This window comes from Clostridium sp. FP1, assembly GCF_011065975.2.
GTDB lineage: Bacteria > Bacillota > Clostridia > Clostridiales > Clostridiaceae > Clostridium_AD > Clostridium_AD tagluense.
Map to the genome: position 1 here is coordinate 1362226 of NZ_JAAMNJ020000001.1, position 12289 is coordinate 1374514.

Annotated in this window: 11 protein-coding genes and 1 other annotated feature; of the genes, 7 read left to right on the top strand and 4 right to left on the bottom strand. The window is 30.9% G+C overall.

Annotation, left to right across the window (positions count from 1 at the left end; genetic code table 11):
* Window positions 1–27: 27 nt before the first annotated feature.
* Window positions 28–609: a phospholipid scramblase-related protein gene (locus G9F70_RS06610; protein WP_164945374.1), complete on the bottom strand. Its 582-nt coding sequence runs from the start codon at window positions 607–609 to the stop codon at window positions 28–30.
* Window positions 610–894: 285 nt separating this feature from the next.
* Window positions 895–1147 (top strand) — a binding site (T-box leader).
* A 65-nt stretch (window positions 1148–1212) separates the two neighbouring features.
* Between G9F70_RS06610 and asnS the strand changes: the two genes are divergently transcribed.
* Both asnS and G9F70_RS06620 read left to right on the top strand, forming a co-directional pair.
* A complete protein-coding gene (gene asnS, locus G9F70_RS06615) occupies window positions 1213–2604 on the top strand; it encodes an asparagine--tRNA ligase (RefSeq protein WP_164945375.1) in 1392 nt (463 codons plus the stop codon).
* 278 nt (window positions 2605–2882) lie between these two features.
* Window positions 2883–3734: a YitT family protein gene (locus G9F70_RS06620; RefSeq protein WP_164945376.1), complete on the top strand. Its 852-nt coding sequence runs from the start codon at window positions 2883–2885 to the stop codon at window positions 3732–3734.
* A gap of 63 nt (window positions 3735–3797) precedes the next feature.
* On the opposite strand, the gene G9F70_RS06625 is transcribed toward G9F70_RS06620, so the two are convergent.
* The 3 genes from G9F70_RS06625 to G9F70_RS06635 all read right to left on the bottom strand — a co-directional run bounded on the left by G9F70_RS06625 (window position 3798) and on the right by G9F70_RS06635 (window position 7507).
* Window positions 3798–3968 (bottom strand): 4Fe-4S binding protein, encoded by a 171-nt coding sequence (locus G9F70_RS06625; protein WP_125001991.1) that lies wholly within the window; start codon window positions 3966–3968, stop codon window positions 3798–3800.
* Window positions 3969–4453: 485 nt separating this feature from the next.
* Complete coding sequence (gene tkt, locus G9F70_RS06630; protein ID WP_164945377.1) at window positions 4454–6445, bottom strand: transketolase; 1992 nt, start codon at window positions 6443–6445, stop codon at window positions 4454–4456.
* 333 nt (window positions 6446–6778) lie between these two features.
* On the bottom strand, window positions 6779–7507 hold the full coding sequence (locus G9F70_RS06635) for a YesL family protein (protein WP_164945378.1): 729 nt from the start codon (window positions 7505–7507) through the stop codon (window positions 6779–6781).
* A 246-nt stretch (window positions 7508–7753) separates the two neighbouring features.
* On the opposite strand from G9F70_RS06635, the gene G9F70_RS06640 reads away from it, so the two are divergent.
* The 5 genes from G9F70_RS06640 to G9F70_RS06660 all read left to right on the top strand — a co-directional run bounded on the left by G9F70_RS06640 (window position 7754) and on the right by G9F70_RS06660 (window position 12288).
* Window positions 7754–8611 (top strand): GNAT family N-acetyltransferase, encoded by an 858-nt coding sequence (locus G9F70_RS06640; protein WP_164945379.1) that lies wholly within the window; start codon window positions 7754–7756, stop codon window positions 8609–8611.
* Window positions 8612–8660: 49 nt separating this feature from the next.
* A complete protein-coding gene (ymfI, locus tag G9F70_RS06645; RefSeq protein ID WP_164945380.1) occupies window positions 8661–9401 on the top strand; it encodes an elongation factor P 5-aminopentanone reductase in 741 nt (246 codons plus the stop codon).
* Window positions 9402–9494: 93 nt separating this feature from the next.
* The gene (locus G9F70_RS06650; protein ID WP_164945381.1) at window positions 9495–10979 is read left to right on the top strand and encodes a methyl-accepting chemotaxis protein; all 1485 of its coding nucleotides are present in this window, start codon (window positions 9495–9497) and stop codon (window positions 10977–10979) included.
* A gap of 119 nt (window positions 10980–11098) precedes the next feature.
* Entirely contained in the window at window positions 11099–11428 is a 330-nt protein-coding gene (locus tag G9F70_RS06655; RefSeq protein WP_164945382.1) for a hypothetical protein, read from the top strand.
* A gap of 173 nt (window positions 11429–11601) precedes the next feature.
* A complete protein-coding gene (locus G9F70_RS06660) occupies window positions 11602–12288 on the top strand; it encodes a response regulator transcription factor (RefSeq protein ID WP_164945383.1) in 687 nt (228 codons plus the stop codon).
* Window position 12289: the final 1 nt, after the last annotated feature.

Sequence of the window (12289 nt, forward strand, 5' to 3'; positions counted from 1 at the left end):
GAAATTTTTAAACTTGAGGAGCTGACTTTAATTTTCTTTATACACTATATCTACAGCTAAACCGGCAGCTAGTAGTAATATAATTTTATCTTGGGTATACTCACCTTCATCTAAAGAAATCATATAATTATCTGCGGATGTGAATAATTCTTTTCCTATTCCAGACCATTTTTTTGTAATAGTGCCCGCAGATTTTCCATTTTGGAAAAAATTAAAGTTCCAACCTTTCCAATCTCCTTTTAGTTCAGCTATTTCATTCCCGTTTGAATCAAAAACCCAAAAACCTCCACCTAAAGTTAATATTTTACCTTTAAAATATCCCTTATAAGTTCCAGCTCCATCATATACACTGACTTTTGAGCGTAGAAATGTGAATGGTTTCTTTATTGTAAACGCAATTGAATTGGTTTCTGTATCGCAAACGTTTATTTTGTTAGGCAACATTCCCTTACCTATAATTAACCGTAAAAAATGAACAAGCGCACCAGGTTCTTCTTTGGCAAAACCAATTTGTGTATTAAGTATTGGATCAAAAATATCATATCTTCCTGAAAATTTCATAAATTGTACTTGTTCTTTAATAAAAAAACTTTTTTTATCTAGTAACATAACATCAATCCTTCCAAAATAGTTTAAGTTTAATATTTACTTTATAAGTGCTTATTAATTTACATTTAAATCAATTAGACATACCAAATTGATTTAAACATAAAGAGGGCAATAAAGAATTATTATAACATATTTATGGCAAAAATGTTAAATGCCCATAAGGTTAATCATGCTTCACCTCTGATAGTAAAGAAAATAATTTGACATCTATCATTAAAAATATTATAATTATTGATAGAATATAAAAATAATTAGTATATATTCTAATTATTATAATTTTTAAATATAAAGACTGTGAAGAGAAAAGTAAATATAAAAGGTAGTCATAGCGAGTTGGTGGTGGTGAAAGACCAATACGAAGTTTATATTGAAGAACATCTCAGAGTTTCTAACCGAAATCATTAAGAGAGTAGGCTTAGACGGGTACAATCCGTTAATTGTTGTGCAGTATCGAATTTATAATTCTGTACTGATTAGAGTGGTCATATTTTATGACAAACTGGGTGGTACCGCGAAATTATAGCCTTTCGTCCCTTTATTATTAAGGGATGGAAGGCTTTTTTATTATTAAGAAAAGTATGAAATTATAAGGAGGGCAATTTTATGGAAAAATTGTTAGTAAAACAAATTTACAGAGAAAAAGAAAAATATGCAGATAAAGAAGTGTCTATCTCAGGATGGATAAGGACTTTAAGATCTTCTAAAGCCTTTGGGTTTATAGAAATTAATGATGGAAGTTTCTTTAAAAATATTCAAGTAGTTTTTGAGGAAGGGTTAGATAATTTTTCTGAAATAGCCAAATTGCCTATAAGTTCTTCTTTGACTATAGAAGGAAAATTAGTTGTAACACCAGATGCTAAGCAACCTTTTGAGCTTAAAGCTACTAAAATAGTTTTAGAAGGAATGTCAGATGTTGACTATCCATTGCAAAAGAAAAGACACTCTTTTGAGTATTTAAGAACTATTGCACACCTTAGACCAAGAAGTAACGCTTTCTCAGCAGTGTTTAGAGTGCGTTCACTAACTGCGTTTGCTATACATGAGTTTTTTCAAAAGAGAAACTTTGTATATACACATACACCAATAATTACTGGTAGTGATTGCGAAGGTGCAGGCGAAATGTTTAGAATATCTACCCTTGATTTTAACGATATGCCTATGGGCGAAAACAAAAAAGCTGACTTTTCACAAGACTTTTTTGGTAAAGAAACTAGCTTAACCGTAAGTGGACAGCTCGCAGCGGAGGCTTTTGCACTAGCTTTTAGAAGTGTTTATACTTTTGGACCAACATTTAGAGCAGAAAATTCTAATACAACAAAACATGCAGCTGAGTTCTGGATGATAGAGCCTGAAATAGCATTTGCAGATTTAAATGATGATATGAAGCTTGCAGAAGATATGATGAAATATATTATAAAATATGTTATGGAAAATGCTCCTGAAGAAATGGAGTTTTTCAACAGCTTTGTAGATAAAGGCCTAATTGAAAGATTAAATAGTGTTGTAAATGCGGAATTTGGTCGTGTGACATACACTGAGGCTGTTGATATTCTACAAAAATCAGGAAAAGAATTCCAGTATCCAGTAACTTGGGGCTGCGATCTTCAAACTGAGCATGAAAGATATTTAACAGAAGAGGTGTATAATAAACCATTATTTGTAACTGACTATCCAAAAGAGATAAAATCTTTCTATATGAGAATAAATGACGACAATAAAACAGTTGCAGCCATGGACTTACTTGTACCAGGAATAGGAGAAATTATAGGTGGAAGTCAAAGAGAAGAAAGACAAGATGTTCTAGAAGCTAGAATGGAAGAATGTGGTCTTAATGGTGAAGATTACTGGTGGTATTTAGAGCTAAGAAAATACGGCGGAACTAAGCATGCTGGATTTGGACTAGGCTTTGAAAGGGCTATTATGTATATCACAGGAATGAGTAACATCAGAGACGTTATTCCATTTCCAAGAACAACTGGTAGTGCTGAATTTTAACGACATTTCAGAAGGAAGTCTCCCACTTCTATAAGTGGGGGTCACATACTATAATAAAAATAAAACTTTAGTGGGTGTCTAAATATCCTTCGGAAGTCGTTAATTGTAGCGACCCAGGAGATGATTTAACGAAAAGTGATTTGTATGGAAATTTTAATCTCTTAGCTGGTAGGCTGAGAGATTTTTTTTCCTTTAAGATTATTATAAAATTTGACATAAGATTGAAATAGTATATAATTTTGTATAATATGAGAAAATATAAATGAGGAGGGATTAGCATGAAAAAAATAATTAAAGAATATATTTTAATAACTATTGGATTAGCACTAGTAGCAGTAGGATTTTATTTCTTTTTAGTTCCAAATAATTTAGCTGTAGGAGGAGTTAGTGGTCTTGCTATGATTATAAATTTGTACGTGCCAGCTCTTTCTATTGGAGCCATAATGCTTGTATTAAATTTAATCTTATTCATTATAGGCTTTATATTTATAGGATCTAGTTTTGGAGTTAAGACGATTTATTCTAGTTTGGGATTATCCGGTATGATATGGATATTAGAGAAGACATGTCCTATGAGTGGTAGTATAACAAATGATTTATTTCTAGAACTAGTCTTTGGAATATTGATTGGAGCAGTAGGGCTAGGTATGGTATTTAACCAAAACGCTTCCACAGGAGGAACTGATATAATAGCGAAAATACTTTATAAGTATTTTCACTTAGACATAGGCAAGGCTTTACTTTTGTCTGATTTTTTAGTAACTATTTTAGCTGGTATAGCATTTGGACCTAAAATTGGAATGTATGCATTGCTTGGAGTTATTATCAATGGATTTACTATAGATGCAGTTATTGCAGGAATGAATATTTGTAAAAAAGTTGAAGTGGTTAGCTCAAGAGGTGAAGAAATAAAAAGATATATTATTGAAGAGTTAGGTAGAGGAGCCACTTTATATACTGCTAAAGGAGCTTATACTAATGAGGAAAAAGAAGTTATAACCACTGTTTTAGGCAAAAAAGAATTTATAAAATTAAAAATTTATATAAAAGAAATTGATAAGAAAGCATTTATAATCACATATAACGTACATGAAATTCTCGGAGAGGGTTTTAAGGACATAAACGAATAAAAAAATATAAGCTACTGACAAAGTCAGTAGCTTATATTTTAATTATGTGAAATATGTTCTTAATTAAGCTTCAACTGGAGCGCCTACAGGACAAACGCCAGCACAAGCTCCGCAATCGATACAAGTATCAGCATCTATAACAAATATAGAATCTCCTTGGCTTATAGCGTTAACTGGACATTCAGGCTCACAAGCTCCACAACTTACACATGCATCAGTAATTTTATATGACATAATAATCAACCTCCTTTTTTAATAATCCACGTACATAGTATCACAATTTTCCTAATAAATAAAGCGTTTTTTATAAATAGAAAGTTATATAGACATTAACATAAATGCCATAAAGTATAACACTATAAATATTAATTATATAAAACAAAAACCATAGAATTCAATCTATGGTAAATTAGAGGTGCCTAATTTGTCAGTATTAAAAAGTTAGATATTAAGTTAACTAAATTAAATATAGTTACAGCTAAAAACTATATTTAAAAAAGTTAACTTAATACAATGCTAGTTAGTAACTTTTAGCTGTATCTATATATTAAAGATGAGCTCATCTACTTAGCTGTGAGTTAATAACTATCGGTAGTATTATATGTAGAGAATTAATAAACTATTCAATGTAAATTTTAAATTTTATAATTTTATAATTAATCATTTATAACACTCTACATAATTTTATGGTGATGCCACTGCGGCATAGCTTAATTAAATCATTTTTTCAGCAATTTAAGTGATCTACTAATAACATTTTCTGTTGTAAATCCAAATTCTTGGAATAGTGCTTCCGCTGGGGCAGAAGCTCCGAATCTATCAATAGCAATTACATCGCCATCAAGGCCCACATATCTATCCCAACCAAAGGAAGAACCTGCCTCAACTGCTAATCTAACTCTTACGTTTGAAGGCAATATAGCTTCTTTATATTCTTTTGATTGTGATTCAAATAGATCTAAACAAGGCATACTTATTACTCTAGCCTTGATACCTTGGTCATTTAATAATTTAGCTCCTTCATAAATAAATTCTACTTCAGAACCAGAAGCCATTAAAATGATATCAGGGTTTTTACCTTTTTCTTCATAGGTTTTTAATATATAGGCACCCTTTAAAGCTTCAATTGAGGTTTCGGCGTATAGTGGAAGATTCTGTCTTGTAAGTATTAATGCAGTAGGCGTTGTCTTTGAAGTCATTGCAGCATACCAACCAACAGCTGTTTCTCTAGAATCAGCTGGTCTAAACACATTAAAGTTTGGCAGAGCCCTAAGTGCTGCAAGATGTTCAATAGGTTCATGAGTTGGTCCGTCTTCACCAACGGCTATACTATCATGAGTTAGAACATAAACTATTGGAAGATTCATAAGTGAAGATAATCTCATTGCACCTTTCATATAATCACTAAATACAAAGAAAGTTGAAACAAAGGTTTTAAGACCTCCATGTACATAGATTCCATTTGCAATAGCTGCCATTGCGTGCTCTCTTACTCCAAAATGAAGATTAGAACCATTTCTATCTTCTATTGAAAAATCACCCATGTCCTTCATATATGTCTTATTAGAAGGAGCAAGGTCTGCTGAACCACCTATAAGGTTTGGTACATATTTAGCTAATGTATTTATTATTGCTCCAGAAGAGTTTCTTGTTGCGGCTTTGCCCTCAAACTTCCACATCTCATCTATTTTAAGTAAATCTACAGGAAGTTCTCCACTTTGCCATGCTTCATATTCTTTAGCAAGTGCAGGATTTTTTTCACTATACTGTGCATAAAGAGTGTTCCATGATGCTTCCTTTGCTTTAAGGTCTGCTTTTACATTTTCCATATGCTTAGTTACTTCACTTGGAACTGTAAATGGTTCTTCACTCCAGCCCATGCATTTTTTCATTTCAATTATATTATCTTCACCAAGTGGTTCGCCATGTGCTGAGGCAGTTCCTTGTTTTTTAGAACAACCAAATCCGATAATAGTTTTAACTACAATAAAGGAAGGTTTATTTAGCTCAAGCTTTGCAGTTTCAATGGCTTTACCTATTGCTTCCATATCATTGCCATTTTCTACATATAAAACCTGCCATCCATAGGCATCAAATCGCATACCTACATCTTCTCTAAAAGCAAGATTTGTACTTCCTTCTATAGTTATACTATTTGAATCATACATTACAATAAGTTTAGAAAGTCCTAAGGTACCTGCAAGAGATGCTGCTTCTCCAGAGATTCCTTCCATATTGCAGCCGTCACCAGCTATAGCATATGTATAATGATCTACAATAGCATGCTCTTTTGTGTTGAATTTTGCTGCAAGATGACTTTCAGCTATTGCCATACCTACTGCATTAGCAATTCCTTGTCCAAGTGGGCCTGTGGTAACTTCAACACCATTTGTATGACCATACTCAGGATGACCAGGTGTTAAGCTTCCAAATTGTCTGAAATTCTTTAAATCTTCGATAGTTAGGCCATATCCAAAAAGATGGAGTAGTGAATATTCAAGCATGGATCCATGTCCTGCAGAAAGTACAAATCTATCTCTATCCTGCCATTTTGAATTGAGAGGACTATGTTTCATGTGGTTTGCCCATAGTGTATATGCCATTGGTGCCACTCCGAGAGGTAGCCCTGGATGTCCTGAATTTGATTTTTGTATTGCTTCAGCTGATAAAACCCTTATAGTATCTACGGTTAATTGTTCAATTTTACTCAATTTAATTTCCTCCTTATTTTATATAACTTAATATTTATGTTTATTTAAATTACTTATAATAGGTGAATGTTCTATTATAAATATAAAAGATAATCCTAGATATTGCAAGAAAATATCATTTTTCTTAAATCTTTTTGAATATCTCATAAATTTTGTGATTAATGGCTTGTGACATATTTATAGAACTTTTCAAAGCTTATAATTTAATTATCATACACTATATATTTTAGCACACAAAGAGGTATATATGAAAAAAACTTAAGGGGACGGATAGGTACTATTTTAAATTTGTTAAATAGTACTTATCCGCCCCCTTATTTTATGCGTTTATCTTTATAACATACCTGATTCTTGAATATTCTCAGTGTCTTTTTTAAGCTTGTTTTCAATTTCTATTAGTATTTTTTGTTGATAGAACATTAGCAAATAACAGATTGTGCTAGCCATAAATAATAATACAAAGTTAGAAACTTTAAAAAGTAGAAAGCCTACAACTAAAAAGCTAGCAAAATTCAATAATGTAATATGAATTTTTTTAATGGAATAGTAGGTTGCAGTTTTAAGAATATCATTCCAACTTAAATAAAATCTTGATATTATTGGGTATACATATAGACTTATTAAAAAAATAAAAATAATGATGATAAAAATAAACGAAGTTACAATTTGTGGGTAACCCTTTGAAATAAAGAATCTAGTATCAATAAATAATATACCTATTATAAGCATTTCTAGAATCCAAAAAAATAATGATTGAAAAAAATTAGTTTTATAAGCTTTAAAAAAGTCTTTTGTAATATTTATATCTTTTTCCCTTATAAGTTTTCCCATTACGCTAAGTAGCGCAGTTGCGGCGGGTCCTATGGGAATACAACATAAAATAATAATAGAAGCAAACCAGGGTGGCATTAGTACGCCACCATTAGAGATAAGCACAAGTAATATGAAAAGTAGTGGGATATTGAGAAGGCAAAAGTAAAAATTGCCCAATAAGAACCAAAATATGTAATTAGATATGTTGTAAATAGGTCCTTCGCCAAATTCTCTTTTTGTTTTAGACATTAGCTCCTCCAATTGCATTTATCAAATGCTATAATCTAGATAAATATATACAGATATAATAATTAAATTATTTTTATAACTAGTTAAAATGTAACATAAATTGTGTTAAATGCAAATAGGTATAAGCATATTGTTATTTATTTGAATGTGCCTTATTATTAAATTAGAGATAATGAGGTAAAATTAATGAAATTACACTAGAATTTATGTTGATAAGGAGATACTAGATAATGAAGGAGGCACTCTATGATAGTTTTTAGAAAATTAACACAGGAAGATTATGAAGATATTGAAGAAATTTCAAAGGATATTTGGGAAGGTTGCGATTACCTGCCTAGTGTATTTCACAAATGGTTAGACGATAAAGGAATATTTTTAGGTGGAGTTGATACAGATAATAATAAGGTTGTGGTAGTAGCTAAACTATCTATACTTTATGATGGAAGTGGTTGGCTCGAGGGTCTCAGAGTACATGCTAAGTACCGAGGTCAAAAATTGGCAAAGAGAGCTACAGAGGAGATATTAAAAAGAGCAACTGAATTATTAGAAAATAGGATTATAAATAAAATTGCCTTTGCAACCCATATTACAAGTATAGAAAGCAAAACTATGATGGAGAAATTAAATTTTAAGTTAAAGGAAACTCAAGTTTTAGCAATTAAGAATATTTCATCCTTAGATTTAAATATAAATATAGAAGATTTTCATGTGGAAGCTTGGGATATTACCTTTGAGGAATTTAAAAATCATCATTATATAAAAACAAGAAATGGATTATTACCACTAGCCTTCGTTTTTGAAGAAGTTACTTTTAACTTATATGAAAGCCTTAAAGCTAATAATTCACTTGTTAAAATAAATGGTCATACTGGATTGTTTAAATATAAAGGTGAAGCTAATTTTATTGCAATGGAAGATACATTTGAGGCCATAAATACATTTATGGATTATTATTTATTGAATTATAAGAACACTGGAGTAAAGGAGCTATCTACTCCTCTTTGTCCACAGGACAAGGCTCTAATAGAAAAATTAAAGTCAGCTGGCTACATTTCTTTAGCAGATTGGAAGCCTGATTGTTTATATTATATTGGTGAAAAATAAGATATAAAAAACTATTAGAAAAAAACATTATAGGTTAGGGGAGATTTTTATGAATTTAAAAGGTAAAGTAGCTATAGTTACAGGAGGATCTAGAGGAATTGGAAAAGGTATTGCTATAGAACTAGCTAAGGCTGGGGCTTGTGTGGTAATAAACTATAAAAGTAACGATGTGGCAGCTGAAAAAACTATGCAGGAAATTAGCGAGATAGGAGCTTATGCTTTGAAAATTAAAGGTGATGTAAGTGATTATGAATTTTCAAAAAAATTGATAAAAACTACTGTTGAAAAATTAGGTAAAATAGATATATTGATAAATAATGCAGGGATATCTAAGGTAGGATTATTTATGGATGCTACGCCTAGTGAATGGGATGGTATTTTAAATGTAAATCTTAAGGGTGCAATTAATTGTTCTCATAATGCAGTAAAAGAAATGATTAAACAAAAAAGTGGAAGCATAATAAATATATCTTCCATGTGGGGCAATGTAGGTGCTTCTTGTGAAGTAATTTATTCTGCTTCTAAAGGCGCAATTAACTCTTTTACAAAGGCCTTAGCAAAAGAACTTGCACCTTCGAATATTAGAGTTAATGCTATAGCACCAGGGGTTATAGATACAGAAATGAATTCTTGGTTAACGGAAGATGATCGCGAATCCTTAGTGGCTGAAATACCTATGATGAAATTTGGAGAAGTGGAGGATGTAGGTATGCTTGTAACCTTTTTAGCAGGTGAAAATTCAAAATATATTACGGGACAAATCATAACAATAGATGGTGGAATGCAATAACTAAATAGAATAAATTGAAATTTATAGTATAATTTATATATATATACTATAATATACTATACATAAAATAGTTTGATAAAGGAGGAGAGAATTATGTATGGAGGAAAAGAAACTACTGATAGAAATAAAAGAACCTTAAAGTTTAACATTATAGCTATATGGGTATCCACTATTGTATTAACACTGCAAACTGCAGTAGCACAAGGAATAAATGCGGGTCTAGAGGTTTTGATTGTAACTGGAATATCATCAATAATTGCAAGCATTTTTTATATTTCCAAGATGAATTTCAGAATTAAGGGGCTAATAGTAAATTTATCACCACTTTTTGGGTGTTTGTATTTAGCTTATTTACAAGGGGGATTAGAATCCGGGGTTTTAATATATAATGCTTGTCTGTTATTAGTAGCATTATACAGTGATATCATTTTGTTATGTATTTATGGATTTATTTTAGATTTTTCATTAATTTTAATGTATATTTTGTCACCAAAATCCATATTGGGAACTAGCATGGAATTTAGAGGCTTTATAAGTAGTTTAGCCATTATAACTCTTAGCATATTTTTATTATGTTTACTTACAAAATGGAGTTCAGAGTTGATTCGCGAAAGTTTAGAAAAAGAGGAAAAAACTTTGGATTTATTAGGAAAATTAGAAAATACGATAGAGGGAATAGATAAAAGTACGGAGGTTTTGAATGGTAGTATAGGAAAATGTAACGTAAATATAAATATGGTAAAGGAAATAAGCGAAAGTGTGGTTTCTGCGGTTAATGAGATGACAAGTGGAATAACCATGCAAGCAGATAATGTAAACAACATAAGTCAAAGCATAATTAGCACCTCAAATACTGTGGAACAAAGTAAAGAAATTTCGCGAAAAATATTAAGTGTTTCAGAAGTGGTAAATAATGATGTCACAGAAGGGACACAGCAAATTAAAGAATTGGACAAGCAAATGAGCATAATTAAGAATGCAGTTAAATCTTCTCTGGATACAGTAGTCACTCTTCAAAATCAGATGGGTGATATAGATGAATTCTTAGCTGGGATAAAAAATATAGCAGAGCAGACAAATTTATTAGCTTTAAATGCTTCAATAGAGGCTTCGAGGGCAGGAGAAGCTGGCAGAGGGTTTTCAGTTGTAGCCAGTGAAGTTGGTAAGCTCGCAGAGGAAAGTAATAGCACTGTTGAAAATATTTATAAGATTATAAAAAGTACAAGTAAAACCACCGATGTAGCTTTAGGAGAGGCACAAAAAGGCAATGAGGCAGTAAATATAGGAGACCAAATTGCTCGAAAACTTTATGGTACATTTGAGAATTTAATCATAACATTTGAAGAGTTGAATTTACATATTTCAAAACAAAGCCATGTTATAAATGATGTTAAAGATACATTTACTGTAGTTGATGCAGAGGTGCAAAACATTGCTACAGTATCGCAGGAGTATGCAGCTACTACAGAAGAAATTTTATCTGTGATACACCAGCAGAACAATAAAATTTCTGATATTGCACAGGAAATTGAAGAAATTAGCAATATAAGCAATGAATTAAACAAAATTATAAAATAGATGATTTAATAGATTATTAATACTTTTTTAAGATACAATTAATATATGAGCCTAATTATATGGTATAATTATATCATTAATTAATAAATCGCATAAAATGAAAGAAGGAAAATATTATCATGGAATATACAAAGGGCAAGAACACAATTTCAAAGTTAATGAAATCAGCTTTATCTATTGGTATTTTTATTGCTTTATTAGTAGCAATACCTTTTGTAGCTATCTTTGTTATTAGAGCCTTGTTTTTTATTGCAGTTTTTGGAGTTTTAGCATGGTATGGCGTAAAGCTGGTAAAGACCATTAAAAATTTCATCTATAAACTAAGTACAAAGAAAAGTGCGAATATACAAGCTGATATGTCTAGTAGTGAAATATATAGAGCAGAATCCATTGATATCAATTATGAGGATAGTGTTATTATCGATGTAGATTATGAAAAAGTAGAATAAGGCACATGCGAGTAAGACTAAATTTATAAATAATGTTTTAAAAACCAGTCTATATCTTAGATTGGTTTTTTATTTTCTGGATTTTATGAAGTCTTTATTATAATTTAGAAAACTCTTATAAATTGTAGTAATATTTGATATAATTTTAGTATTAGGTAAATGGGGGTGCACGAATGAGTAGAATATTAATAGTGGAAGACGAAGAGTCTATTAGAAAATTTATAAAAATTAGTTTAAAGAGAGAAAAATTTCAGGTTTTTGAGGCTGCCTCAGCGGAAGAAGGCATACAAAAAATACTGCAGGAAACCCCAGATGTGCTTATATTAGACGTTATGCTTCCGGGTATGAATGGATTTGAACTTTGTGAAAAATTAAAAAAACAAAATGAAAATATTGGGATAATTATTTTGACAGCTAGAGGACAAGATATGGATAAAATCATGGGACTGGAATTTGGTGCAGATGATTATATGGTAAAGCCATTTAATCCATTAGAACTTATTGCACGGATAAATTCCCTTTTAAGGAGAATGAAGTACAAAAATAATGAAGGATCAAATTTTATTAATTCTAGAGAATTTAAAATTGATTTATACTCAAAGAAAATTTTTAAAAATGATATAGAGTTAGATTTAACACCAAAAGAATTTTTGCTTATGAAAATGTTTATTCAAAATCCTAGTAAGGCATTGAGTCGTGATGAGCTTTTAAATTCAATTTGGGGATATGAGTTTATTGGAGATACTAAAATAGTTGATGTAAATATTAGAAGACTTAGAAGCAAAGTTGAGAAAGACCCATCAGATCCTCAGTATATAGAGACAGTTTGGGGAACAGGGTATAGATGGGGGGCTTCTTAAA

Coding starts and splice junctions, on each gene's coding strand:
- G9F70_RS06610 (WP_164945374.1), bottom strand. CDS start 609: ATGTTACTAGATAAAAAAAGTTTTTTTATTAAAGAACAAGTACAATTT.
- G9F70_RS06620 (WP_164945376.1), top strand. CDS start 2,883: ATGAAAAAAATAATTAAAGAATATATTTTAATAACTATTGGATTAGCA.
- G9F70_RS06655 (WP_164945382.1), top strand. CDS start 11,099: ATGGAATATACAAAGGGCAAGAACACAATTTCAAAGTTAATGAAATCA.
- G9F70_RS06635 (WP_164945378.1), bottom strand. CDS start 7,507: ATGTCTAAAACAAAAAGAGAATTTGGCGAAGGACCTATTTACAACATA.
- asnS (WP_164945375.1), top strand. CDS start 1,213: ATGGAAAAATTGTTAGTAAAACAAATTTACAGAGAAAAAGAAAAATAT.
- G9F70_RS06660 (WP_164945383.1), top strand. CDS start 11,602: ATGAGTAGAATATTAATAGTGGAAGACGAAGAGTCTATTAGAAAATTT.
- G9F70_RS06625 (WP_125001991.1), bottom strand. CDS start 3,968: ATGTCATATAAAATTACTGATGCATGTGTAAGTTGTGGAGCTTGTGAG.
- ymfI (WP_164945380.1), top strand. CDS start 8,661: ATGAATTTAAAAGGTAAAGTAGCTATAGTTACAGGAGGATCTAGAGGA.
- G9F70_RS06650 (WP_164945381.1), top strand. CDS start 9,495: ATGTATGGAGGAAAAGAAACTACTGATAGAAATAAAAGAACCTTAAAG.
- G9F70_RS06640 (WP_164945379.1), top strand. CDS start 7,754: ATGATAGTTTTTAGAAAATTAACACAGGAAGATTATGAAGATATTGAA.